A 22,719-nucleotide genomic window follows, 5' to 3' on the forward strand; every position below is an offset into this window, starting at 1 on the left:
GAGGCGGGACTTCGAGGAGCCCGGGTGGTGCCGTGGTGAGGCCAACCTTTCTCAGGTCAGTAACCCTGCATGAGGAGAAGTCGGGCGGTCAAGGGGAGGATCTCCCGCGTGTGTCGCAGGACGGTGGCCTCAATCCCCTGTGATTACGGGGTTCATCGTGCCCCATGGCATGTGCACAGCCATAGGAATCCGGCCAGCTTCGGGCGTTCAGGGTGTGTTCATGAATCGGTCATGGCCGATTGTCAATCGTGCTCCTGGCAAGTGCCAGCCTGCCAGAACCCCTGTATACAGCGGGTTCTGAGGGTCGATGAGGCGATCATGTTCAGCCAAATACGGTTGCGTGACGGGGAAGATCGGTCCCGGCCGGTTAGCGCCCGGGTGGCGATGGGTATTCCCTGAGCGGTGGATGCGGAACCTGCCCACTCGCTTCTGAGGGATAGGTCACTCGCCGAGGTACCCTTCTGCCTCTTGCGAGAGGTCGTAATTCCCGCTTCACTGAAGCCGATTCGGGATCCCGGGCGCGGGCCAATGCGGCCGTGGAGTAATGCGCGAAGGGTTTCCGTGTTTTCGCGTACCCGCTCTGGCGTACCGTGTGAGCAGCCGTCGCCGGGCGGGGGAGGCGCGGACGGGCGCGGTGTGACGCGTGGATGAAAATTGAAAGGTATTCAAATGCAGCGCAAGTTATGCCCGGTGGAAACGATCTACGTGGCGCAACGCAGCCGCGCCGTGCTCTCCTGCACGGTCCGGGGCGACCTCGACGAGAAGCTGCTCGCCGCCGCGTTCGCGGCCAAGGTCGCCGAGCATCCCTCGCTGCGCTGCCGGATCGCCGTCGAGGGCGGGGCGGCCGTGCTGGAGCCGCTGGCCGAGGCCGAGGTGCCGGCGCTGCTGGTGCGGGACGGCGGGCCCGACGCCTTCATCGAGGAGTTCAACATCCCGCTGCCCGTGGGCGGTCCGCTGGTCCGTGCGGTGCTGCTGCGGGGCGCGGGTGAACACACCGTGATGCTCAGCGTGGACCACACCATCACCGACGGCCACAGCGGCATCGCCCTGCAGAACGCACTGTGGGAGACGTATACGGCACTCGCCGAAGGAACGTCCGTCGAGGCGGCCGCTGAATGGCCGAGTCCCGTCTCCGAGCTGCTTCCCGCCGCCTCCGAGCAGGAGACCGAGGACTACCTCGCGCGCCGCATCGAGCGGGCCCGGCAGCACCCGGTGACCTGTCTGCCGTACGACGCGGTGGGTACGGACCCCGACTCTCCCGAACTGGCCATACAGCGCGTGCTGTTGGGACCCGGCGAGACCGAGCGGCTGCTGCGCTCGGCCAAGGCCGAGGGTGTGTCCGTGCACGGGTTCGTGGGCGCCGCGATGCTCAAGGCGGTGCGCCACCGGCTCGACGGCGACCCCGGCCCGCGCTCGCTCGGCTGTATGTCACCGGTGGATCTGCGCTCCCGGATCACACCTCCGCTGGCTCGCGAAGTGATGGTGCCCGCGGTCACGTCCTGCCTGGACGTGCTGGAGGTGAGCAACGACTCCGATCCGCTGGCCCTGGCCCGGCAGATCACCGAGAACCTGCACACCGCCCTCGACCGGGGCGACTTCCTGCACGAGATGCGGCTCCTTCCCCGGGTGCCCGAACATCCCGCCCTGCTGGCCACCAGCGTCATCGTCACCAACATGGGCCGCGTCGCGGGCCCGGTGACCCCGCCCGGCCTTGAGATCGTCGACGTACGGCTGGTCCCGGCGCGCGAGAACTACTTCCCCCAGGCCGGACGCGGCCCGCTGATGAGCTGCGTGACCAGCTTCGACGGCCGCCTGTGCGTGGAACTCCCTTACAGCACCGCATGTTTCACCCGCCGTCAGATGAGCGAGATCCGCGACAGCCTGCACGCCACCCTGCTCGGTTTCTCCGCACACCGCGGCGACGCCGAGGGCGCGGTGGCGGTCCCGGCGTGAGTGCGTCCGAGGACGCCCTTCCCACGCGGTACGCACCATCCACGCACCCTGTATCAGCAGGCTGAGTTCAGGAGTAGTCCTGCGGTGATAACGACGAACGATTCGCGGGTCCCTGTCACCACCGCCCTGCTGCCCCGCGCGCAGGCCGGGGACGACCGGGCCATGAACGAGATCCTTCTGCACATCGCGCCCTTCGTCGGCCGGCTCTGTCTGCCGATCGCCCGGAGCCACAGCTCGGACGCCGCGCAGGAGGCGCTGCTCGCCATCTTCCGGGGCATCGGGGGGCTGCGCGAGCCCGAGGCCTTCTACGGGTGGGTGCGCGCGGTGACCGTACGCGAGGCGGTCCGCACCTCGAAACGGCTGAACCAGGGACCCACCGACGACCTGACCGACCGGGCCCTGGACGGCAATCCCCTGGACACCGTGCACATCAGCGACGCCATGGACCGGCTGCCCGACCAGCACCGCCAGGTGCTCATGCTGCGGGCCGTGTACGGCATGAACGAGGAGGAGATGGCGGCCACCCTGGCGCTCCCGGTCGGCACCGTCCGCTCCCGCCTTCACCGGGCCCGCCGCAACTTCCAGCACGCCTGGCACCAGCAGGCGTCCTGACCCGGCGGGTGCCGGTCACGCCGGAACGGGCCGCGCGGAGGCTCCCGCCGCCAGTACGACGGCGACGAGCAGCAGCACGGCCGGCGCCAGCGCGGCGGCCGTGCCGTGGTGGCGCTGGAGCAGACCACCGGCCAGGGCGCCGCCGAACATCGCCGCGACCGACAGCAGCCGTCGCACCCCGGCAGGACCCGGCGGGTCGGCGGCCAGACCGGTCAGCGTCATGGTGAGCACCGTCGTGGTGAGGTCGGGCACCGCGAGCCTGCGTACCACCGCGTTCTGCATCCCCATACCGAGGGCGAGCAGCACGATCAGTACGTACGTCACATGCGCCGCCAGCGCGGTCACCAGAGCCGCCGCCACCAGCACGGCGTGCGCCGCGACCAGCAGGGCGAACAGCCGTACCGGCTCGGCGATACGAGGTGCGAGGCGTCCACCCGCCAGCGCGCCGGTCAGGAAGGCGACCCCGGCGAGGGTGGAGGCGACGGCGGACAGCCCGGTCCCGCCCGCCAGCGCGAAGCCGAGGAAGACCACATTGCCCGTCATGTTGGCGACGAAGACGTGATGGAGCCCCAGATAACTGACCGCGTCCACAAGCCCGGTGACGAAGGTGAGCACGACGAGCAGCGGCGGCAGCACCCCGTGGTGTCCCGGAGTGCCCGGGAACATCCGGGCGGCGGCACGGGCGAGCAGGGTGTCCACGTTCATACGCCTTCCCTTCATCCGACCGGGCGGCGGTCGACCGGCGTGACCGGGGTGCGGATGGCCACGGAGGTGCGGCGCGGTCCGGACCAGGGCGCGGGCACCGCGTCGATGTCCCGCGCCAGCCAGTGCGCCAACTGCTCGTAGTTGACCCGCCAGCCACGGAAGTGCGGCCACGCCTCCTGGGGTGTGCGCTCCATCGGATACCCCTGGTCGGCCATGCGCGCCACACCGTGCAGGAAGTCCTCGTACGTGAGCTGGACGGGGTCGTCGGGGTGCGGGTCGCGGTCGTACGGGATGCCGCGCATATCGGCGATGTCGCGCAGGCACACGAACCCGGCCCGCAGGGCCATCCGTACCTCGGGCTGCGGCTGCGAGGGGTTGAAGGCGAGACGCAGCGCCGCCGCGTCCATCACCGACAGCAGGGCGATCAGCCAGTTGCGGTTCGCCTTGGGGGAGCGGAAGTGCAGCAGCACCGGGTAGGTGGTGTGGCTCTCGCTCACCTCGGCGCTCCACCGCTCCCAGTTGCGGAAGAGCTCGGTGACGCTGTGCACCATCTCGACCTGCGCGTAACGGGCCAGGATCTCCGGGCCCCACGGCGGGCTGCCCGCGCGGGCCTGAAGGAGCGTCACCTCGGTCTCGCGGCGCTGGTAGGCACCGTACAAGGTGGGCAGATACCCCACCTGGAGGCCGATCACCACGGGACCGGTCGCGGCGGCGCAGAAGTCGATGACGTTGAGCGATACGCGGGTGCCGCTGGCGAAGCCGAGGGTGAAGAGCGAGGAGCCGGACTCGACCATCGCGTCCCTGATGGGGAGGTTGCTGACGGCCGCTTCAAGGAGCGCGTAGCCCACCATGAAGCACGCGAGCCAGCCCATCAGCGTCACGACGATGGACAGCGGCGCCACCGGGGCGAGTATGCGGTCCTTCGCCTCGGCGTCCGGAAGCCGGTCGGCGACCAACTGGAAGGGCCGGTGGACCAGGCGCTGGACGATGTGGGTGAAGCCGGAACGCGTCGGCCGGGGGATGACCAGTGTCCGCAGCACCGAGGAGAAGATCCCCAGAACGATGACGGCACCCGTGATGCCCTGTAGTACACGCACCGCAGCTCTGTTCCTTCCCGGTCACTCGTCGAGATCATTCAAGCGCACCGCCCGCCCGGGGGCGGACACCGCGCGACAGCGTCGTAGCACGGGTGTTCAATGAAAGGTATGCATGCCGCACCGGGCATGCGACCGAGCCGGAGCCGTGCGCTCACCGTCTGTGCCCTGGCGGCCCTGCTGGCCGGGGCGAGCGGAACGGGCGCGGGCGCCGCGGGCCCCTCCCCGTCCGGCCCGCCGCCACCGGCTCCCCAGCTCACCGACGACCAGGTGAACAAGGCCGTCGACCAGCTCGACTCGGTCGTATCAGCCATCATGAAACGCACGGGAGTCCCGGGCGTCGCCGTGGGTGTCGTCCACAAGGACCGGGTGGTGTACCTGAAGGGCTTCGGGGTCCGGCACGTCGGTGAACAGGGCAAGATCGACCCCGACACGGTCTTCGAGATCGCCTCGGTGTCCAAGCCCGTCGCCTCCACCGTGGTCGCGGGTGCGGTGGGCGCGGGCAAGGACAGCAAGCTCACCTGGGACACCCCGGTCGCGGGGCAGTTGTCCGGCTTCGCGCTCAAGGACCCGTGGGTGAGTTCGCACGTCACCGTCGCGGACCTGTTCGCGCACCGCAGCGGTCTGCCGGACCACGCGGGCGATCTCCTTGAAGACCTGGGCTACGACCGCGCGTACATCCTGGACCATCTGCGGTACGAGCCGTTGACACCCTTCCGCGCCAGTTACGCGTACACCAACTTCGGTCTCACGGCGGCCGCGGAGGCCGTCGCCCGGGCCAAGGGCGTCAGCTGGGAGAAGCTGAGCGAGGACACGCTGTACAAGCCCGCCGGTATGAACTCCACCAGCTCGCGCTTCGCCGACTTCGAGAAGGCCAAGAACAAGGCCGTCACCCACGTCAAGAACGCCGACGGCACCTGGAGCGCCCGGTTCGTCCGTGATGCCGACGCCCAGTCACCGGCGGGCGGCGTCAGCTCCACGGCCAAGGACATGTCCCGCTGGCTGCGCCTCCAGCTGGCCAACGGCAAACTCGGCGGACACCAGATCATCGACCCGGCCGGGCTCGCCCAGACGCGCCTTCCGCAGGTCATCTCGCAGCCCCCGGCCGCACCCACCGACCGCGCCGGTTTCTACGGCCTCGGCTGGAACGTCTCCTACGACGAGAGCGGCCGGCTGCGCCTGGGCCACTCGGGCGGCTTCGCGCTCGGTGCCGCGACGAATGTGACCATGCTCCCCGCCGAACAGCTCGGCATCGTGGTGCTCACCAACGGCGCGCCCATCGGTGTGCCGGAGACCGTGGCGCAGGACTTCTTCGACACCGCGCAGTCCGGCAAACCGACACGGGACTGGCTGCCGCTCATCGGCGGAGCGCTGGAGAAGCAGCTCAACCAGGGCCGCTCCAGCACGGATTACGCGCATCCGCCGGCCGACGCGAAGCCCGCCCGCGCCACCAGCGCGTACACCGGCACGTATGACAACGCGTACTACGGCCGCCTCACCGTCACCGAGTCGGCGTCGGGCCTCGTCGCCGAACTCGGGCCCCGGCACATGCGGTTCCCGCTGACCCACTACAGCGGTGACGTCTTCAGCTTCGAGACGACCGGCGAGAACGCGATCGGGCCCACCGGGGTCACCTTCAAGGACAACACGGTCACGGTGGAATACCTCGACCACAACGGTCTCGGCACCTTCACCAAGGCCGGCTAGCCTCGCCCGGGAGCGATGCCCGCCGGCCTTTTGTCGGTGTCAGTGGTTCAAACCGCCTGGAGCGACTGGCGCTTGTGCGTGTTCGCCAAGTAGCCGATGAGCAGGGCGATCGGGACGCAGAGTGCCAGGGTGACCGGGCCGGTGCCCCAGCCGAGGCCGTGGCGGGTGGTGGGGACGCCCATCCAGTCGGCGAACGACGCACCGAGCGGGCGGGTCAGGACGTACGCCCACCAGAACGCGGCCACCGCGTTGAGCCCGAGGAAGCGTCCGGCGAGCGCCGGTACCGCGATGAGGGCGGCGAACAGGACACCGGACGGGAAGTAGCCGAGGTTCAGCGTGCCCGCCGTGAGGTCGCCCACCGCCGTGCCGAGCGCGAACGTGGTGAGGACGGTCGCCCAGTAGAACGTCTCGCGGCGCGGGGTGCGGATGCTGTGGATGGACAGCGTGCCCTCGCTGGCGTACCAGGCGATCAGGATGGCGGCCAGTGCCACGGAGAATGCCACCGCCGACACCGCGTAGGGGATATGGGCCACGACGTGGATGACGTCGGCGGCCATGGTGCCGAACACGCTGACCATCACGATCGCCGACCAGTACGTCCACGGCCGGTAGCGCACCGCGCGGAACTGCAGCGTGAGCAGGGCCACAAGCCCGGCGAGGCCCAGGGTGCCCGCGGGTATGGGGCCGAGGGTGCGGCCCAGGTAGTCGGACGCGGTCTCGCCCACGCCCGTGGTGAGCACCTTCACCACCCAGAACAGGGCGGTGACCTCCGGAACCTTGCTCAGGGCCGAGCTCGCGCCCTGGCGGGGCACCGTGCCCCGGTGCCGTCCTTCTCCTACCGGCCTGGTCGCCGCGCCGCCCGGCTGTGCCATGCTCGTTCCCGCCCTTCCGGCGCCGCTGCGCCGCAGTCCGCAACTGTCCGCCGTCCGGGCATGGTTGAGCCGCCCGGTCCGGGCGGGCGCGACCGACCGGGCCAACGTCTACATGACTGTAGACGATCTGGCTGTGAGCGATGCGGCGGCGGGGGTGCGGGGTGCGTGGCCCCGTGGATCACTCGCCGGCGTAGAGCAGATCCATGTTCCGCTCGGCCCAGTTCCGCATGTGCGCCAGCGGCTCGGCGGCGCTGTGGCCCAGCTCGGTGAGGGCGTACTCGACGTGCGGCGGGACGGCGGGGTAGACCGTGCGGGAGACGAGCCCGGCTTCTTCGAGGCGCCGCAGCGTCTGCGTGAGCACCTTGGGGCTGATGCCCTCCAGGAACCGCTGGAGCGCTCCGAAGCGCACCGGGCCGTCCTCCATGGCGCCGATCGCGAGGGCGCTCCACTTGTTGGCCAGCAGATCGAGCACATTGCGGCACGGGCACAGGGCCGCGTACACGTCGTGCTTGTCGTGGCTGCCGGTGTCGCAGGTCCTGCCCATACGGGAACGTCCTCGGAGTCGCAGTGGCGGTAGCGGAAGCTCTCTGAGCTGTGATGCTACCCAAAAGGTAGTAGGTGCCCTTGCAGGTTACTACTACCCGGAACGTAGCTTTGCGGCACAGATCACGGCGGGGTCCATCACCCGCCAGGGAACTACCGAGGAGCCACCCGTGTCCGCCGTCACACCCGCCACGTCCACCATGCGCGCCATCACCCAGCAGACCTTCGGCGGCCCCGAGGTCCTGCACCTCGCGGAGGTGCCGCGCCCCGCGCCGCTGCCGACCGAGGTGCTCGTCCGCGTCGTCTCCGCCGGGGTCAATCCGGTCGATGTGAAGACGCGCGGCGGCGCCGGTATGGCGGGCGTCCTCGGGGAGCCGCCGTTCGTCCTCGGGTGGGACGTCTCCGGGGTCGTCGAGGAGGTCGGTTTCGGTGTGCACACCCTGGCCGTCGGCGACGAGGTGTACGGGATGCCGTGGTTCCCGCGCGCGGCCGGAGGCTACGCCGAGTATGTCACGGCCCCGGCCCGCCAGTTCGCCCGCAAGCCCGCCACGCTGAGCCACGACGAGGCCGCCGCCGTCCCGCTCGCGGCCCTCACCGCCTGGCAGATCCTGGTCGACACCGCCGACGTCCGCCCCGGCGACCGCGTCCTCGTGCACGCCGCGGCCGGTGGCGTCGGACACTTCGCCGTCCAGATCGCCAAGCACCTCGGCGCGTACGTCATCGCCACCGCGAGCGCCGCGAAGCACGCGTGGCTGCGGGAACTGGGCGCGGACGAGGTCGTCGACTACACCGCCACCCGGTTCGAGAAGGAGCTCTCCGGCGTCGACGTCGCGGTCGACCTCGTCGGCGAGGAGATCGACGCCACCAGCACGCGCTCCCTCGCGGTGCTGCGCCCGGGCGGCCTGCTGGTCGCGGTCCCGTCCGGGGTGTCGGACGACCTCGCCGAGAAGGCGGCGGAGGCGGGCGTGCGAGCGCGGCCCTACCTGGTGGAGCCGGACGGCACCGCCCTCACCGCCCTCGCCGGGCTCATCGACGCCGGTGCGATCAAGGTCGAGGTGGCCGACGTGCTCCCGCTGGAGGAGGCCGCCGAGGCGCACGTCCGGGTGGCCGGGGGCCGCACCCGGGGCAAGATCGTCCTGCGCGTGGCCGAGTAGTGCCACAAGTAATCTCGCACACGACTCTCTGATGAGTCGTCAGCACACGTACCCCATACGCCTCGCAGAGCGTCGCCGAGCGCTGGACTGTTCTTGGCCAACGTGTCGAGCCTGCCGTTCAGCGGCCCCGAGTCTCGCTACGCTGCCGGTCCAGGAGTGGTCCCAGGAGACGAGGCGCTATGGGGTGGCCCCTGCGGTGGGTGCGTGGTGCGGTGGTCGGGATCGCCGCGGCGGGGACGGTGGTCGGTACGGGCGTGCTCGCGCCCGGGGCGGCGCAGAGCGCCCCCGCCGTGGCGTACGGCCGTACGGTGGCGATCGGGCCGGGTGTCTACTACCGGAGCTTCACCGTCACCGCGTCGCACGGGGCGACCCACGGCCACCTGGTCGTGGTCGATCTGCGCAACCCCCGGGTCAGGGTGGACCTCCTGACCCCGGGTGCGGTGGCGGCGCGGGCCCGGGTGTCCGCCATGGCCGACGCGCGGGACGCGGTCGCGGCCGTCAACGGGGACTTCTTCGACATAAGCGAGGTGCAGCATCCCGGCGTCGAGGTCACCGGTGCCCCGGTGGGTCCCGCCATCGCCTCGGGCCGCGAGCTCAAGGCCGCCGTGCCCGACGGCCAGCGCTTCGGCCCCTCCCTGCCGCCCGGCACCAGCGCGCGCGACGTCCTCGGCATCACCACCGGGCGGGTCGCCTATGTGGACCGGCTGCGGCTCCAGGGAAGCGTCGAGACCGACCAGGGCGAGCTGCGGCTCGACGGGTTCAACCAGTACGCCGTGCCGGTGGGCGGAGTGGGCGCGTTCACCACGAAGTGGGGGGACGCCTCCCGGGCGCGCGCGGCCTGCGGCACGGACAGCGCGCGGGGTGCGCCGTGCACCAAGGACACGTACGAGGTGACCGTGCGGCGGGGCCAGGTCGTCAAGACGTCGGCCACGCTGGGGCGGGGGCCGATCCCGGCCGACACGTTCGTTCTGGTGGGACGCGAGAAGGGCGCGCGTGCTCTGCGCGCGCTGGGGCTCCACGCGCGCGTGGGCCTCGCCCACCAGCTGCGCGGCCGCAAAGGGCCGTTGACGTTCGCGGTGGGCGGTCTGCCGGTGCTGCGCGGGCGCAGCCCGCTGGACGGGCTCGACGACCGTACGGCCGCCACGCGCACCGGCGCGGGCATCGGCTCACAGGGCAAGCGTCTCTACCTCCTCGCCCTGAACGGCGCGGCCGAGAACGACGCGGGCCTGACCCTCGCCGAACTCGCCCGCCTGATGCGGGACATCGGGGCCGAGGACGCGGTCAACCTGGACGGTGGTGGGTCGTCGACTCTGGCCACCCGGGTCCCGGGCGAGCGGCATGTCGTCGTACGCAATCGGCCGCCGGGAAGTTTCGAACGATCCGTGGCCAATGGGATCGGTGTGTTCGCCCGGCCTTGACCGCTGCCGTGTGGTCGGGCGGTACCGCTCGCGAGGGATCGAGGCTACGGGCGTTGAACGGTCGGTCGATGGCCGACGTAACAACGCGGTAGGGATCAGGGAGCAGAGAGACCTCGGGCCCAACGGCAGTTGATCCGAAGCCTCGCTGATCCGGTCGATCTCGGTCACTTGTCATCGAGAAGGGAATCTTCTGGTGAACTGGCGAGAGCGTGCGGCGTGCAGCACAGCGGATCCGGAGTTGTTCTTCCCCACGTACAGCAGGCGGCTGGCGGAGCAGCAGCTGGCGGACGCCAAGGCGGTCTGCCGGCAGTGCCCGGTCAAGCGGGCCTGCCTGCACTGGGCGTTGACGAACGGCGAGAAGCGGGGGGTGTGGGGCGGGCTCAGCGAGTACGAACTGCGCAGCCTGAGAAGGCGGATGGGCGGGGTGGGGGTGGCGTGAGGCGGCAGCCGTGCGGGAAGCCTTTTTGCAACGGCAATGAACGCAACTCCCATCGCATGCGTACCTAGAGGCGCACACCTTCCGTCGGTTTCGATCGGCGACGTAACTCATCCCAGGAGGCGGCGAGTTGACTCACAGGCGCATACCCAAGCGGCGGGTCGCATTGGCGGGAGCCGGGGCCGCGGGCCTCATCGCGGCGGCCGTACTGATCCCGCACGCGAACGCGTCACAGGCCGAGGCCGAACCCCCGCCGGATGCCGGGGCCGCGCCCGCGTCCGGCAAGGCGAACGCCGCGTCGGCGTCGGCGCTGGTCGACACTCTGGCCAAGCAGCTAGGCGACGCCTTCGCGGGGGCGTACTTCGACGTCGGCAAACAGCAGGTCGTCGTGAACGTGGCCGGTGCCGACGACGCGGCGAACGCGCAGGTCAAGAAGGCCGGAGCGGTACCGCGTGCGGTCCGCAACAGCGCGGCCGACCTGCGGTCCGCCGCGCACACCCTCGCCCGCACCGTGACCATCCCGGGAACCGCGTGGGCAGTGGACCCCCGGACCAACCGGATCGTCGTCTCGGCGGACCGGACGGTCAAGGGCGGGCAGCTGGCCCGGTTGGAGAAGGCCGTCAGATCACTCGGCGGTGGCATGGCTCAAATCAAGAAATCCGCAGGTCAGTTCACCCCCTTCAGCGCGGGCGGTGACGCCATATTCGGGGGTGGGGCACGCTGTTCGCTCGGCTTCAACGTCAAGACGCAGGACGGCAGCCCCGGTTTCCTGACAGCGGGCCACTGCGGCGTCGCCGCCAAGCAGTGGTCGCTGAGCCCTAACGGCGCACCCGCCGCGACCGTCCAGAAGGCCACCTTCCCCGGCAACGCCGACTTCTCCCTGCTCACTTACGACAACCCGGCCACCAACGCGCCCAGTACGGTCAACACGGGCGGCGGACGGGCAGTGCAGATCAACCGTGCCGCCGACGCCTCGGTGGGACAGCGCGTCCTGCGTATGGGCAGCACTACCGGCCTCCACGACGGTACGGTCACCGGCCTCAATGCCACGGTCAACTACCCCGAAGGCACCGTCACCGGGCTCATACAGACCAACGTCTGCGCCGAGCCGGGCGACAGCGGCGGCAGCCTCTTCACCGCCGACGGGAGCGCGGTCGGCCTGACGTCCGGCGGCAGCGGCGACTGCAAGGCAGGAGGTGAGACGTTCTTCCAGCCGGTCACCGCCGCGCTGGCCGCCACGGGAGCCACGATCGGAGCGGGCGGCGGAGGCGCGGGTAACGGAGGCGGGCAAGGCTCGGGTGACGGCGGCGGGGGAGGCGCGGGCGACGGATCGGCCGCGCCGCCTGCGGCACCGGCGCCGCCCAATGGTGGTGGTGGACGGGGGTGAGTCCGTCACCGGCGGGCGGGGTGACGGCAGTTGCGCTCGCCCCGCCCACCGGTCGCGGTGTGTGGTGTCACGCCTCCACGGGAGCGGCCGTGGCGTCGGCCTCGGCCTTGGCGTCGGGGGCAGGTGCCTGAGCCTGCTCGGTGGCGGCGTCGTGCTGGGGCGCGGTGTAGAACACCGAACCCTGCTTGCGCTCCCGCTCCAGGTCGCCCTTGGCGACGAGCGCTTCCAGGGTGTTGCGCACGACCTGGGAGCTGGTCGTACGGTCCGGGTGGGCCGTGGCCAGTTCGCCGACGATGTCCGCGACCGTGCGGGGCTCCTTGTGGTCCGCGAAGAGGCCGAGGACCAGCTCGCGCAGGGTGGGCCCACCGCTCTCCGCACCCGAACGGGCCGGGTCCTTGGCGGGCGCGGCCGTCTTCTTGACGCTCTTGGCGGCCTTGGTGGCGGCGGTCTTCGCCGTCTTGCGCGCCTTGGTGTCCGCCTTCTGCGCCCGCGGCTTGGGCACGGTGGCCCGGGCAGGAGCGGGTGCGGCGGCGGAGGCCGATACGGGGGTGGTGTCGGCAGCGGGGGCGGGGGTGGGCGCGGTGGGCGCCTTCGCCGTCTTCGCCGGGCTCTTCGGTGCGGCCTGCGCCGCCGTCTTCACCGGGCCGCGCTTACGAGGTGTCGCCGTCGCGGGTGCGGGGGTTGCGTCGGTGAGGGTGTTCCGCATGGTCTGCAGCAGACCGTGGTCCCGCTCCAGGTCCTGGAGTTGGGTCTGGAGTGTGTCGAGTTCCGTGCGGATACGTGCCTGGTCCTGCTGGTTGGCGTCCAGGTCGGCGGCAACACGTGCCGCGTACTGGTCCTTGAGAGTGGTGGTGTCCGGCTCGTCCGCCATGAGAGTTCGCTTTCTTCGTGCTGGATGTTGCCGCCGGATGCTACCCATCTCTGCGGCAACAGCACAGGTGAGTACGCATAAGTTTCACACGTTGGCGGGTCGGCGTACCCCCGCCAACCCCCCGACGGTACAACGCCGATCGCCGATCCCGGTATGTGCGGGACGGTTTGTTGCGTACGAGGGGGTGGTGTGAACTCCGTTGCGAGTGTGGGTAGTTGGCGGTGTGATCGCTGGTTGCACGTCCTTCCGTGTCGGTGTCCCGGCGTACTTCCTGTGAGTGTGAACCGGCCGATGCCCCATGTGGCTTCGGTTTGCCGAACCTCGCCTCTCCGTCGGTGACTCTGGCCAGATTGCTCCGGCGCGAAGTGCCTGGCCCGAGGGACGTGGGCATGGGGGCGCACGGGGCGCGCACGATGTCGGAGCACGCTCCGATGCGCTGCACGCACCGGAAACGACGGCGCGGTGCCCGTTCGTCTGAGAAGTACACCCGAATGGGGGCGGTCCGGGGAGGCCGCAGGGGGACGAGGGGGACGGCTGTGCGAAACAGGTTATGGGTGAGGGGATTACCTGTCGTGGCGCTCGTGGTGGCGCTGCTGGTCTGTGCGTCGGGGGCGAGCTTCGGGGTGGCGCCGTCGCCTTCGCCGTCCTCACCCGCTGCGGTGGTGCCGCCGTCGCAGGCGACCCCGCACCCGCACAAGACGACCCCACCGCCGACCCGCACTCCGGTGAAACCTGAGCTGTCCGTGAGCCCGGTGGAGGCGGAACAGGACACGTATCTGACTCTCGTCGGCAGGCACTTCGACTGTGCGACGGAGGGAGAATCGTTGGCCGGGCCGCTCGCCCTGTCGGGAGACCTGATGGCCTCGTTCACGTTGGTGACCGACGCCTACGGCGGGTTCTCGCAGCGGATCAAGGTGCCCAAGGACGCAGCTCCAGGCGCGTACACGATTGTCGCGACCTGCGACAGTCGGCCCTCCACGACCGTGGAGGTGGTCTGCTACGTGAAGGCGTCGAGGCCGCCGCACGTGGATCCCACCTTCACCCTGACGCCCGACTCAGGTGAGCCGAAAACACAGGTGGAAGTGTCGGGCAAGGGCTTCCTGTGCGATGGCGCGGCCCGTGTGGCGTGGGACGGGACGGCGCTGCCGAACGCCGAAGCCACTCCCACCGCGGACGGCACGCTCACCACGTCGTTCACCGTGCCGCCCGATGCGGCGGCCGGGGCGCACCAGGTGACGGTGAGCTGCGCGGCGGCGTCGACCGCCCGTTCGGTGGCGGCGGGGGCGGCAGGTATCGCGGTGTCGCGACCGTTCACCGTGACCCAACCGCCCGTTTCACCACCTGTCTCACCGCCTGTTTCGCCACCCGTTTCGCCACCACCTGTCACTCCGCCGAACGGGGGCGGGACCGGGGGCCTGCCCGATCCCTCCACTCCAGCGGTCACCACTCCAGGGGTCACACCGACCTCGCCCGCCTCCGACATACCGGGCCCCACTCGCACTGTTACGCGGGATCCCGCTCCCACCGCCTCGGACGACGACGGGAGTTCGCCGTCCGGGAGCGCTTCGCACACACCCGGGCAGTCGTCGGGGCCGCACGACCAGGGCGGCGGCACGGGCACAGGCAACGGCAAGGGCAATGGCGGCGGCAAGAAGCCAGGTCCCGATGTTGGGCACGACCACCCGGCCGGACTCGTGGGGAGCATACGCACCCCCGCCCAGATCTCCTGGGCGCTCAGGGACGTGGCGGGGTCGGTGGGCATGGCCCTGTGGTTCCTGCTGCTCGTGCTGCTGCTGGAGAAGGCGTTCCCCTCGCAGCTGGCGGAGAACGCGCTGGGCCGTTGGTGGCGTCAGCGTCGGCGGCAACGCCGGGTGCGGGATCGGGCGGCCCGGTTGCCCGGCTGGGTCCGGATGGGCGCCTTCGCCGCGCTCGGCGGAGCCCTCGTCGTCTGGGCCGACGCCACGGCTCACTGGGGCATGTCCACCCTGGCCAAGGCGCTGGGTGCGGCGGTGGGCACGCTGCTGATCCTCGTGACGTACGAGAAGACGAAGGACTCCCTGCTGCGGCCCGGCCGGGGCGGTGTACCGGCCGAGTTGAGGGTGGTTCCCGCGGGCCTCGTCCTCGCGGTGCTCATGGCCGCGCTCTCGCGTGGCCTGGCGTTCCCGGTCCCGTACGTCTACGGCCTGGTGGCGGTCTACATGGTGCTCGGCGCCGTGCCTCCGGGGCGCCGTCCGTACAACGCCATGCCGAAGGGGCAGGCGGTGATGATCGGCGGGATCTGCGTCCTCAGCGCGGCACTGCTCGTGTGGGCCGTGGGCGCACCGCTGATCGAGCGCGGGCGTACGGCCGCGCCCGGAACCGCGCCGTACCTCCTCGCGTATACGGTCTGCCTGATAGTCGTCGGCGGCATCGAGGTCGTGGTCTTCGGGATGCTCCCGCTGGCCGGCATGGACGGACACGCGCTCAAGAGCTGGAGCAAACCGGCCTGGTACGGCCTGTATCTGATCGCCCTGACGTTGTTCTTCCATGTCCTGCTGCACTCCGCGCACCCCGGGTTCGGCCCCGGTTTCGTGGTCTCGAACGATCTGCGCTGGTGCACCCTGGCCATCGCGACGGGGTTGTTCGTGGCCGCCTGGGCCTTCTCGACAGGGCTGCGCAGCTATGTGGCCCGACTTGAGCGCCGGACGGCGGCGATGGGCTGAGCGGGGACGGATGTGGCCCGGGGCGGCGGCGTGCGCCGCGCCGGGGCGGAGTCGATGATGGGAGGCCCGTGCCGGGTACGTACCAGCCCGTGCCGGTTGCGTACCTGAGAGACAGGACCAGACGATGTCGCAGGAACGAGCAAGTGGGCGGTCCTCTCCCGAGCCGGGTCGGGCCTGGGCGGGACACGACGGCGCCGAGGCGTTCGCGGCGGTGGACGCGGCGAGCGACTGGCTGCTCGGCTATCCGTTCGTGTTCCGGGCCGTGGCGCGGGGGAGCCATAAGGGTGGCACCCTCCTCGACTTCGGCTGTGGGCCGGGGCATGTGGCCGATGAGGCGGCCCGGGCGCTCGGGATGCGGATCATCGGGGTGGACGCCTCCCCGGACATGCTCATCCTGGCCCGGGAGCAGGGCACGCCGGACGCCGAGTACCACCTGGTGGCCGACGGCCGGGTGAGTGAGCTGCCGGACGCGTGCGCGGACGCGGCGATGTGCAACCACGTGCTGGCGTCGCTGCCCGACGAAGCCACCCTCCTGGAGGTGTTCGGCGAGATCCACCGGCTGCTGCGGCCCGGAGCCCCGCTCGCGCTGCTCTCCACCGACCCGGCCTGCTCCGGCATCGAGTACGCCTCGCTGCGGGTGGGCGAGCCGGGCGTCACGTACCGGCCGGGCGAGCCGCTGACCGTACGGCTGCGCCGCACCGACGGGACCTGGCAGTCCGTGCGCAACTACGCGTGGCCCGTCGGGGTGTTCCCGCCGCTGCTCGAACAGGTCGGCTTCACCGAGGTCGGACAGCACCACGCGACGCCCGACGAGGCGGTGGGCGTGGCCGACCCCGAGCATGTGCGCAGCCGCGACTGGGCCGCCGAGCGGGCACGGCCGCCGCTGGTGGTGACGTCGGCCGTCAAGGCGTGACGTGTTGTCGCTGGGGGTTCGTCGTTACAGAAGTTCCGTCGCGGTGCGGGCTGCTGGGGGAGGCCGAGCGCTGTGTTCACCGGGCGGAAGGTGCATTTTCAGGTTGATTCCAGGCACAACCAAGAGTTACGGAAATGTCCGGAATTCGTAAAGTGGGTCGGTTCACCGTCGCCGACGGTGAGTGGGCGGGCGAAGGTGTGGTCCTCGGCAGCAGCCGGGAACCTGGCCCGCCCCATCACCCGGCCCGAACAAGGCCGTTGGGGGCTTGTCCTTGAGAGAGCACGCACATGTCTGCTTCGCGCACCAGCCGCCGCATCATCGCCACCCTCGTCGCCTCCGGCACCCTGATCGGTGCCGCCGCGCTGCCGGCCGTCGCCGCCGGCCCCCACCGGCACGCCCCGCGTTCGGCCGTGGTGATCGGCAAGGTGCAGTACAACAGCCCGGGCCGTGACGACCGTTCCAACCGGAGCCTCAACGGCGAGTGGGTGGAGGTGAAGAACACCGGCCACCGAGCGGTCCAACTGCGCGGCTTCACGCTCACCGCGAGCGACGGCACCCGCTACCGCTTCCACGGCCTGCTCCTCGAAGGCCACTCCGCCGTCAAGGTCCACAGTGGCGTCGGCCGCGACACGCGCCACGACGTCTACCAGGACCGTCACCACTATGTCTGGGACAACAACCGCGACACGGCCACTCTGCGCAGCGCCCACGGCCGGATCCTCGACACCGCGTCCTGGGGCCGCGGCGCCCACCACCTGCGTCACCACCACCGCTGACCCCGGCCGACGGCAGCGCCCGTAAGGCGAGGACGTAACCGCCGTCCGGCCCCACCACCGGTACGTATCACCGCGCGGCGTGCCCGCGGCCACAACAGGCCGCGGGCACGCCGCGTTTCGAGCGCACCGGCGCCCGTGCTCAGTGCAGGCGCTCGATCGCCACCATTGCCGCGTCGTCTCCGAGTCTGTGGCCCGCCGCGTGGGCGATCAGGTCGTCGCAGAGGTGGCGCAGCAGCGACGCGGGGCCCGTGCCCGACCAGGTGGCCAGGCGCTCCGGCAGGGGATAGAACGTGCCCGCCCCGTCCCGCGCCTCGATGACGCCGTCGGTGTAGAGGAGCATGATGTCGCCCTTCTCGAAGGCGAACGTCTCCGCGACGAGGGCGGGTTCCGCGAGGCCCGCCAGGCCCAGGGGCGGCGCCGGTTGGGTCACGTCCAAGGAGATGACGCGGCCCTCGCGCAGGAGCAGCGGCGGGGGATGGCCGCAGTTGATGAGGCGGAGCGCCGGTTCGCGATCGGGGATGTCGAGGACGGCGGCGGTGATGAACGCCTCGGCCCGGTCGTCGACTTCGTCGCCGTTCGGGCCGACGTCGGCCAGGTCCGGGCAGACCGCGCCCTCCAGATAGGCGACCAGGCCGGACAGTTCGGCCTCCTGATGCGCGGCGGCCCGGAACGTGCCGAGCACGACGGCGGCGTCCCCCACGGCCTCCATGCCCTTGCCGCGTACGTCGCCGATGATCAGCCGGGTGCCCTGCGGCGTACGGGCGGCGGCGTACAGGTCGCCGCCGATCTGCGCCTCCGCCTCGGCGGACAGATACATGGACGCCATGCGCAACGGGCCGATCCGTTCGCGCAACGGGCGCAGCACCACCCGCTGCGCGGCCTCGGCCACGTAACGCAGCTGGATCAGCTCCCGCTCGTGCACCTCGCGCAGATGGGCGAAGAGCGTCACGAACACCGAGATGAGGATCAGCGAGACGATCTGGACCGAGTGGTTGAGATCGGTGACGCTGCCCCGCACCATCGCGACCACCACCTGGGCCAGTACGGCGACCGCGCCGACGAGGCCGGTCGTCCGGGGACCGGCGAACGACGCGGTGATGGCCGGGGCTGCCGCCAGGAACGGCCCGAGGTGGACATTGGGCGGCGCGAGGACGTCCAGCACCGACACCACGGCCATCAACGCGAACGGTGCCACCAGCAACGCATGGCGCAGCGGGTGATACGGGTGCTGATCCGTGCGCGGTTCCCGAAGATCCATGACTCCTGAATACACCGCACCCCGGTCCGGATCCCCCACGCCCGGCCGACGGACACATGAAGTCCCCTGCCGACCGGGCCATCGAACGGGTTCCGGCGGGCACGGACGCCGGCGCGTGTCGGCCTCCCCCTCAGTTCCCCGCCAGCACCCGCCGCAGCACCTCGGCGAACTGCTTCGGCCGGCCGACGAAGCCCCCGTGGTCGCCGGGGAACTCGACCGGCGTCGTACCGATCCGCTCGGCCAGGGCCATGGAGGTCCGATACGTGATCAGGGCGCGCGAGTCGGCGCCGATGCCGACGACGACCCGGGCCGGGCCCGCGGTCAGCGCGGCGATGTCGGGCAGATGGCGGGTGGTGCCGCGCAGCTCGTACTCGAAGAAGCGGGCGCCGTTGGCGATGGCCTGCGGCGTGGGCTCGGACGGGGGCGTGGCGGGTACACCGTCGTCATCGCCGGTGACGAATCCGGCGTTGGCCATGAATTTTATCCACGCCGCCCCCTGGCCCTCGCGGTGGAAGGTCGCGACGAGGTCATCGGTCTCGGCGTGCCGCACGGCGGCGTCGGGCAGCAGCTCGAACAGCGGAGGCTCGTGCGCGACGAGGGTGCGGACCCGTCCGGGATGCCGGGCGACGAGCGCGAGCCCCGTCACCGCGCCGCCGCTGCTGCCGAACACGTCGGCGTTCTCGGCGCCGAGGGCGTCTAGGAGGGCGGCGACGTCGTCCGCCCGCAGCTCGGGGGTGGAATCCTGCTCGGGGTCGGTGAGGGTGCTGCCCGAGATGCCCCGGGGGTCATGGGTGACGACGGTATGGTCGTCCGCGAGCGCCTCGGCCAGCGGTGCGAACGCCGCCGCGTCCATCGGCGCCCCCATGACCAGCAGCAGCGGCCCCGCGCCGCGTACTTCGTAGCGCAGGCGCGCGCCGGGGACGTCGATGCTCTGGATGGTGGTCATTCCAGCGGTCCTTCCGTACGGGGTCGTCCGCGATCGCGGTGACAGAGGAAGGACTTCCGGCGCGCCGAGAACTCATCGCCGTCAGCAGGAGCGGAGGAACGTTTCCACGGTCCGGGTGAAGTACGCGGGGTCGTCGAGCCACGGGAAGTGGCCGGCGCCGCGCTGGACGGCGAGTTCGGCGCCGGGCAGCAGGTTCGCCATGGCCTCGGCGACGCGGGGGAGCGGGCCGCTGTCGAGCTCGCCCGCCAGGATGAGCACCCGCGCGCCCGAGCCGGCGATGGCCGCCCGGGCCGTCTCGGGGGAGTACGCCTCGGGGGACGCGTACAGGTCGGCGGCCTTCATATTGGTCTGCGAGACGTCGAGCGCGGCATGCGCCTGCGCAGCCGCGTCCCAACGCCCGTAGAAGAAGGGGATGACGGCGTCCCAGTCGGCATCGGCGTCGGAGCCGCCCCAGATGCGCTCGTACGCGTCGTACGCAGCCGTGAACCACGGCTCGGCCGCCCGCAGTGCGGCGGCCTCCCGGCGGTGCTCCTGGGTGAAGTCGATGCCGAGGGCGCGGGCGCGCGGGGTGATGAGGGTGAGGGAGCGCACGCGGTCCGGGTGCGCGGCGGCGTAGAGCAGGGCGAGATCGCCGCCCGCCGAGTGCGTGAGGACGTCGACCCGGTCGAGGCCGAGGTGTGCGCGCAGGGCCTCGACATCGGCTACCTGCCGGTCGACGCGGTAGGTGGCCGGGTCGGCGGGTATACCGGAGTCGCCGGTACCGCGCAGATCGAGCAGTACCAGGGTGCGCCGCTTCGACAGTCCGCCGAGATCCCCGAGATAGGCGGAGGCGCGCATGGCGCCACCGGGCAGACAGAGCAGGGGCTCGCCCTCGCCCACGAGGTGATAGGCGAGTTCGGTGCCGTCGACGGCGGTGAAGGTAGGCATGGCCGCCATCCTGGTGGTCGCGCGGCGATCGGGGCAAGAGGGTTTGGGCGGGTGCTGAGCCGGGGCTTCATACCGCCGTGCCCGCCGTCGTACAACCAGCGCGGTAGCGCACCGCCGTCTACCGTGCTGGTTCACGTGCATCGCCATCCCCGGGTCCGATGACCCGTCAGAAGGTATGAACTACCGTACTCCCGCCGGACTTTGGACCTCACAAGACGTGACAACGGGAGACGACATGAGCCTCGACACCACCCGACGTGTATCGGTGACTCTAGGAGCGGCCGCACTGCTGGTCGGCGGCCTGTTCGGCGCCACCGCAGCGCAGGCCGGACCCGGTGTCGCCAACATCGGCACCGGCTCGCACAACAAGACCGGCATCAAATGCGTCCAGCGCGCCTTCAACGCGTACGCGGGGACCAAGCTCGCCGTAGACGGCGTCTACGGCACGAACACCAAGACGGCCGTGCAGAACTTCCAGCGGTTCTGGCGGCTCCCGGTCGACGGGGTCGTCGGGCGGCAGACCGGCGGCACCATCGAGTTCATGGTGGCGCAGAACAACGGCGGCAAGGACGTGTGGCGCGCCAACGGCTGCTGGGCGGCGGTCCCGACCCTCAACTGAACGAGCCGCGCGGATGCCCGAATAGTCTCTGTCCGGGCCTGCGGGGCGCGGGCGATAGTGGCTGCGTGGGGGATGTGCAGCGACTGGCTCGCTGTCTGGAGGCGGCGGTAGGGGAACGTTTCGTACGGGATGAGCTGGCGGCACTGGTCTCCGAGGCCGTCGGTCCCTGGGTGGCACATGACGGGTTGCGGCTGTTCGGGATGAACCCGGTGACCGGTGCGGTCTCGTTCGGGTTTCTGCACGACTTCAGCCCGTATCTCGTCCGGGCGCAGCTGTACGACTCGTATCTGGGCGACGACCCGTTCAGTCCGGTCGACATCGCGCGGCTGCGCGCACCGGTCGGACTGCTCGGCGGGCGCGGTCGTACGGCCGAGGCCACCCGGGGACATCGGCGCGCCCGGGAGATCCTGGCGGCGCACGGCGCCGGGTGCGAGCTGAGGCTGCTGCTCCGGGACAGCCAGGGGCTCTGGGGGCTGCTGGCGTTGCTGCGGGCGGAGGGCGGCAGATCCTTCGACCGGGACGACGCGGACCGGCTGGTCCAGATCTCCCCGCTGCTGATCGCGCTGTTGCGCCGGTACGCGATCGGCCGGGCACCAAGGGCGGGTGGTATGCGGCTGCCCGCGGGGGTGGTCGTCGTCGGCCCCGACCACGAAGTGCGCTCGCTCACCCCCGAGGCGCAGGCCTGGATGCGGGAGATCGATCCTGCGCGCGGCCTCGCGCCGGAGTGGATGCCGCTGGTGTCGATGCGCGAGATCACGCTCGCCGCTCGCCGCCACCGGATCGATCCGGCGGCCCCGAAGCCGCTGGCCTACAGCCCCGCCGCCTTTCTCGGGCGCCGGGTCGTGGTGCACGCCCAACCGCTCGACGAGGACGGCAAGGGCGACGTCGCCGTGGTCCTCCAGGAAGCCACCGGCCCCCTCCTCCTGTCCACGTTCTCGGCCTGGCACGGCCTGACCGCTCGCGAGCGCCAACTCGTTGAGCATCTGTATTCCGGCGCGGCGCCCAAGCAGATCGCCCGCAGTCTGGAGGTGTCGGTGCACACCGTGAACACCCATGTGAAGGCGGTGTTCCGCAAGACCGGGGTCAGCGGCCGCGACGAGCTGACGGCCGTACTCGACTCCTGACCGTGCCCTTTGGCCTGAACGGGTGCTAAATCGTGTCCTATTTCGTATCCACTCTGTTTGGGGTGGCGAGGAGAGGCTCGCTTGTTCGAAGCGGCCTGTCACGTGCACTTCTCCCTGGAACAACCCCAAACAGGAGCACCATAGTGATCAAGCAGGTTCTGGCCGGCGCGGCACTCGCCACCGCCGCCACCATGGCTGTCGCCGGGCCCGCCTCGGCGCACACGGGCGGCCCCGAGGCCGAGAACACCACCAACAACGCGCACAACAGCATCCGCGCGGCCCGCGTGGCCGAGGGCCCGACCACCAACGGGTCGGGTGCCTCGGACTTCGGCACCCGGTACGGCGACACCGCCATCGCCGGTGACCCGGGCGGCATCCTCAACTCCTACGGCGCCCCGTTCGTGAACATCGACGGCCGCTGCCTGGTGCCGCTGCCCGAGGGCGAGGGCATCGGCGGACACCTGCTCGGCGGCCCCAAGGCCGCGTGCAACGTCGCGCCGGTCGACCAGTTCCAGGCCCCGCAGCGCCTGCTCTGACGCTCAGCCGCTTTCCCGGTACGCGGCCCCCGTCACGCACACTCCGTGCGCGGCGGGGGCCGCGGCGTTTCGTACGGCCCGGGATGAACACGGGAGACCCGGCAGCCGTATTCATGGTGTTGGAGCGGACATCGCCTGCTGGACATGGCGAGGTACCTGCGACACG

Annotated in this window: 21 protein-coding genes; 13 read left to right on the forward strand and 8 right to left on the reverse strand. The window is 70.9% G+C overall.

The features are described from left to right. Nucleotides 1-690 precede the first annotated feature (690 nt). Together ACT1U9_RS29735 and ACT1U9_RS29740 are read left to right on the forward strand one after the other, a co-directional pair. Nucleotides 691-1,953 carry a phthiocerol/phthiodiolone dimycocerosyl transferase family protein gene (locus tag ACT1U9_RS29735; protein WP_444535705.1) on the forward strand — a complete coding sequence of 421 codons (1,263 nt, stop codon included), beginning with the start codon at nucleotides 691-693 and terminating at the stop codon, nucleotides 1,951-1,953. Nucleotides 1,954-2,037: 84 nt separating this feature from the next. Then, nucleotides 2,038-2,565: an RNA polymerase sigma factor gene (locus ACT1U9_RS29740; RefSeq protein WP_444535706.1), complete on the forward strand. Its 528-nt coding sequence runs from the start codon at nucleotides 2,038-2,040 to the stop codon at nucleotides 2,563-2,565. Between the two features lie 15 nt (nucleotides 2,566-2,580). Here ACT1U9_RS29740 and ACT1U9_RS29745 read toward each other — a convergent pair whose 3' ends face one another. Together ACT1U9_RS29745 and ACT1U9_RS29750 are read right to left on the reverse strand one after the other, a co-directional pair. Beyond that, entirely contained in the window at nucleotides 2,581-3,264 is a 684-nt protein-coding gene (locus tag ACT1U9_RS29745) for a YoaK family protein (RefSeq protein WP_444539287.1), read from the reverse strand. Nucleotides 3,265-3,281: 17 nt separating this feature from the next. Beyond that, a complete protein-coding gene (locus tag ACT1U9_RS29750) occupies nucleotides 3,282-4,367 on the reverse strand; it encodes a hypothetical protein (RefSeq protein ID WP_444535707.1) in 1,086 nt (361 codons plus the stop codon). A 126-nt stretch (nucleotides 4,368-4,493) separates the two neighbouring features. Here ACT1U9_RS29750 and ACT1U9_RS29755 point away from each other — a divergent pair, with 126 nt between their 5' ends. Next, nucleotides 4,494-6,071: a serine hydrolase gene (locus ACT1U9_RS29755; protein ID WP_444535708.1), complete on the forward strand. Its 1,578-nt coding sequence runs from the start codon at nucleotides 4,494-4,496 to the stop codon at nucleotides 6,069-6,071. A 47-nt stretch (nucleotides 6,072-6,118) separates the two neighbouring features. On the opposite strand, the gene ACT1U9_RS29760 is transcribed toward ACT1U9_RS29755, so the two are convergent. Further along, entirely contained in the window at nucleotides 6,119-6,943 is an 825-nt protein-coding gene (locus ACT1U9_RS29760; protein ID WP_444535709.1) for a COG4705 family protein, read from the reverse strand. Nucleotides 6,944-7,121: 178 nt separating this feature from the next. Next, nucleotides 7,122-7,487, reverse strand: a complete 366-nt coding sequence (locus ACT1U9_RS29765; RefSeq protein ID WP_444535710.1) for a winged helix-turn-helix transcriptional regulator — start codon at nucleotides 7,485-7,487, stop codon at nucleotides 7,122-7,124. A 199-nt stretch (nucleotides 7,488-7,686) separates the two neighbouring features. Between ACT1U9_RS29765 and ACT1U9_RS29770 the strand changes: the two genes are divergently transcribed. The 4 genes from ACT1U9_RS29770 (at nucleotide 7,687) to ACT1U9_RS29785 (ending at nucleotide 11,881) form a co-directional block, all read left to right on the forward strand. Then, nucleotides 7,687-8,640, forward strand: coding sequence for an NADP-dependent oxidoreductase (locus ACT1U9_RS29770; protein ID WP_444539288.1), 954 nt, complete (start codon nucleotides 7,687-7,689; stop codon nucleotides 8,638-8,640). A 179-nt stretch (nucleotides 8,641-8,819) separates the two neighbouring features. Then, complete coding sequence (locus tag ACT1U9_RS29775; RefSeq protein ID WP_444535711.1) at nucleotides 8,820-10,058, forward strand: phosphodiester glycosidase family protein; 1,239 nt, start codon at nucleotides 8,820-8,822, stop codon at nucleotides 10,056-10,058. Between the two features lie 193 nt (nucleotides 10,059-10,251). Further along, entirely contained in the window at nucleotides 10,252-10,497 is a 246-nt protein-coding gene (locus ACT1U9_RS29780; protein ID WP_444535712.1) for a WhiB family transcriptional regulator, read from the forward strand. A gap of 127 nt (nucleotides 10,498-10,624) precedes the next feature. Next, nucleotides 10,625-11,881, forward strand: coding sequence for a S1 family peptidase (locus ACT1U9_RS29785; RefSeq protein ID WP_444535713.1), 1,257 nt, complete (start codon nucleotides 10,625-10,627; stop codon nucleotides 11,879-11,881). A 67-nt stretch (nucleotides 11,882-11,948) separates the two neighbouring features. Here the strand turns inward: ACT1U9_RS29785 and ACT1U9_RS29790 are convergent, their stop codons facing one another. Next, nucleotides 11,949-12,752, reverse strand: a complete 804-nt coding sequence (locus ACT1U9_RS29790; RefSeq protein WP_444535714.1) for a hypothetical protein — start codon at nucleotides 12,750-12,752, stop codon at nucleotides 11,949-11,951. Between the two features lie 572 nt (nucleotides 12,753-13,324). Between ACT1U9_RS29790 and ACT1U9_RS29795 the strand changes: the two genes are divergently transcribed. The 3 genes from ACT1U9_RS29795 (at nucleotide 13,325) to ACT1U9_RS29805 (ending at nucleotide 17,143) form a co-directional block, all read left to right on the forward strand. Beyond that, entirely contained in the window at nucleotides 13,325-15,454 is a 2,130-nt protein-coding gene (locus ACT1U9_RS29795; RefSeq protein ID WP_444535715.1) for an FGLLP motif-containing membrane protein, read from the forward strand. Between the two features lie 124 nt (nucleotides 15,455-15,578). Then, nucleotides 15,579-16,367 (forward strand): class I SAM-dependent methyltransferase, encoded by a 789-nt coding sequence (locus ACT1U9_RS29800; protein ID WP_444535716.1) that lies wholly within the window; start codon nucleotides 15,579-15,581, stop codon nucleotides 16,365-16,367. 287 nt (nucleotides 16,368-16,654) lie between these two features. Further along, nucleotides 16,655-17,143 (forward strand): lamin tail domain-containing protein, encoded by a 489-nt coding sequence (locus tag ACT1U9_RS29805; protein ID WP_444535717.1) that lies wholly within the window; start codon nucleotides 16,655-16,657, stop codon nucleotides 17,141-17,143. A gap of 139 nt (nucleotides 17,144-17,282) precedes the next feature. Here ACT1U9_RS29805 and ACT1U9_RS29810 read toward each other — a convergent pair whose 3' ends face one another. The 3 genes from ACT1U9_RS29810 to ACT1U9_RS29820 all read right to left on the reverse strand — a co-directional run bounded on the left by ACT1U9_RS29810 (nucleotide 17,283) and on the right by ACT1U9_RS29820 (nucleotide 20,274). Beyond that, complete coding sequence (locus ACT1U9_RS29810; protein WP_444535718.1) at nucleotides 17,283-18,401, reverse strand: PP2C family protein-serine/threonine phosphatase; 1,119 nt, start codon at nucleotides 18,399-18,401, stop codon at nucleotides 17,283-17,285. Nucleotides 18,402-18,531: 130 nt separating this feature from the next. Beyond that, nucleotides 18,532-19,347 (reverse strand): alpha/beta fold hydrolase, encoded by an 816-nt coding sequence (locus ACT1U9_RS29815; protein ID WP_444535719.1) that lies wholly within the window; start codon nucleotides 19,345-19,347, stop codon nucleotides 18,532-18,534. Between the two features lie 81 nt (nucleotides 19,348-19,428). Beyond that, a complete protein-coding gene (locus ACT1U9_RS29820; RefSeq protein ID WP_444535720.1) occupies nucleotides 19,429-20,274 on the reverse strand; it encodes an alpha/beta fold hydrolase in 846 nt (281 codons plus the stop codon). 235 nt (nucleotides 20,275-20,509) lie between these two features. On the opposite strand from ACT1U9_RS29820, the gene ACT1U9_RS29825 reads away from it, so the two are divergent. From ACT1U9_RS29825 to ACT1U9_RS29835, 3 genes are all read left to right on the forward strand, one after another. Continuing rightward, the gene (locus tag ACT1U9_RS29825) at nucleotides 20,510-20,893 is read left to right on the forward strand and encodes a peptidoglycan-binding domain-containing protein (protein ID WP_444535721.1); all 384 of its coding nucleotides are present in this window, start codon (nucleotides 20,510-20,512) and stop codon (nucleotides 20,891-20,893) included. 65 nt (nucleotides 20,894-20,958) lie between these two features. Continuing rightward, nucleotides 20,959-22,017 carry a helix-turn-helix transcriptional regulator gene (locus tag ACT1U9_RS29830; RefSeq protein ID WP_444535722.1) on the forward strand — a complete coding sequence of 353 codons (1,059 nt, stop codon included), beginning with the start codon at nucleotides 20,959-20,961 and terminating at the stop codon, nucleotides 22,015-22,017. Between the two features lie 143 nt (nucleotides 22,018-22,160). Further along, on the forward strand, nucleotides 22,161-22,553 hold the full coding sequence (locus ACT1U9_RS29835) for a hypothetical protein (protein WP_444535723.1): 393 nt from the start codon (nucleotides 22,161-22,163) through the stop codon (nucleotides 22,551-22,553). The last annotated feature ends 166 nt before the right edge of the window (nucleotides 22,554-22,719 follow it).

This window comes from Streptomyces sp. BR1, assembly GCF_052373795.1.
GTDB lineage: Bacteria > Actinomycetota > Actinomycetes > Streptomycetales > Streptomycetaceae > Streptomyces.

Excerpts from the sequence above, each read along its gene's own strand:
- ACT1U9_RS29755 (WP_444535708.1), top strand. The coding sequence starts at position 4,494 with ATGCGACCGAGCCGGAGCCGTGCGCTCACCGTCTGTGCCCTGGCGGCC.
- ACT1U9_RS29760 (WP_444535709.1), bottom strand. The coding sequence starts at position 6,943 with ATGGCACAGCCGGGCGGCGCGGCGACCAGGCCGGTAGGAGAAGGACGG.
- ACT1U9_RS29765 (WP_444535710.1), bottom strand. The coding sequence starts at position 7,487 with ATGGGCAGGACCTGCGACACCGGCAGCCACGACAAGCACGACGTGTAC.
- ACT1U9_RS29770 (WP_444539288.1), top strand. The coding sequence starts at position 7,687 with ATGCGCGCCATCACCCAGCAGACCTTCGGCGGCCCCGAGGTCCTGCAC.
- ACT1U9_RS29775 (WP_444535711.1), top strand. The coding sequence starts at position 8,820 with ATGGGGTGGCCCCTGCGGTGGGTGCGTGGTGCGGTGGTCGGGATCGCC.
- ACT1U9_RS29790 (WP_444535714.1), bottom strand. The coding sequence starts at position 12,752 with ATGGCGGACGAGCCGGACACCACCACTCTCAAGGACCAGTACGCGGCA.
- ACT1U9_RS29800 (WP_444535716.1), top strand. The coding sequence starts at position 15,579 with ATGTCGCAGGAACGAGCAAGTGGGCGGTCCTCTCCCGAGCCGGGTCGG.
- ACT1U9_RS29805 (WP_444535717.1), top strand. The coding sequence starts at position 16,655 with ATGTCTGCTTCGCGCACCAGCCGCCGCATCATCGCCACCCTCGTCGCC.
- ACT1U9_RS29810 (WP_444535718.1), bottom strand. The coding sequence starts at position 18,401 with ATGGATCTTCGGGAACCGCGCACGGATCAGCACCCGTATCACCCGCTG.
- ACT1U9_RS29815 (WP_444535719.1), bottom strand. The coding sequence starts at position 19,347 with ATGACCACCATCCAGAGCATCGACGTCCCCGGCGCGCGCCTGCGCTAC.
- ACT1U9_RS29820 (WP_444535720.1), bottom strand. The coding sequence starts at position 20,274 with ATGCCTACCTTCACCGCCGTCGACGGCACCGAACTCGCCTATCACCTC.
- ACT1U9_RS29825 (WP_444535721.1), top strand. The coding sequence starts at position 20,510 with ATGAGCCTCGACACCACCCGACGTGTATCGGTGACTCTAGGAGCGGCC.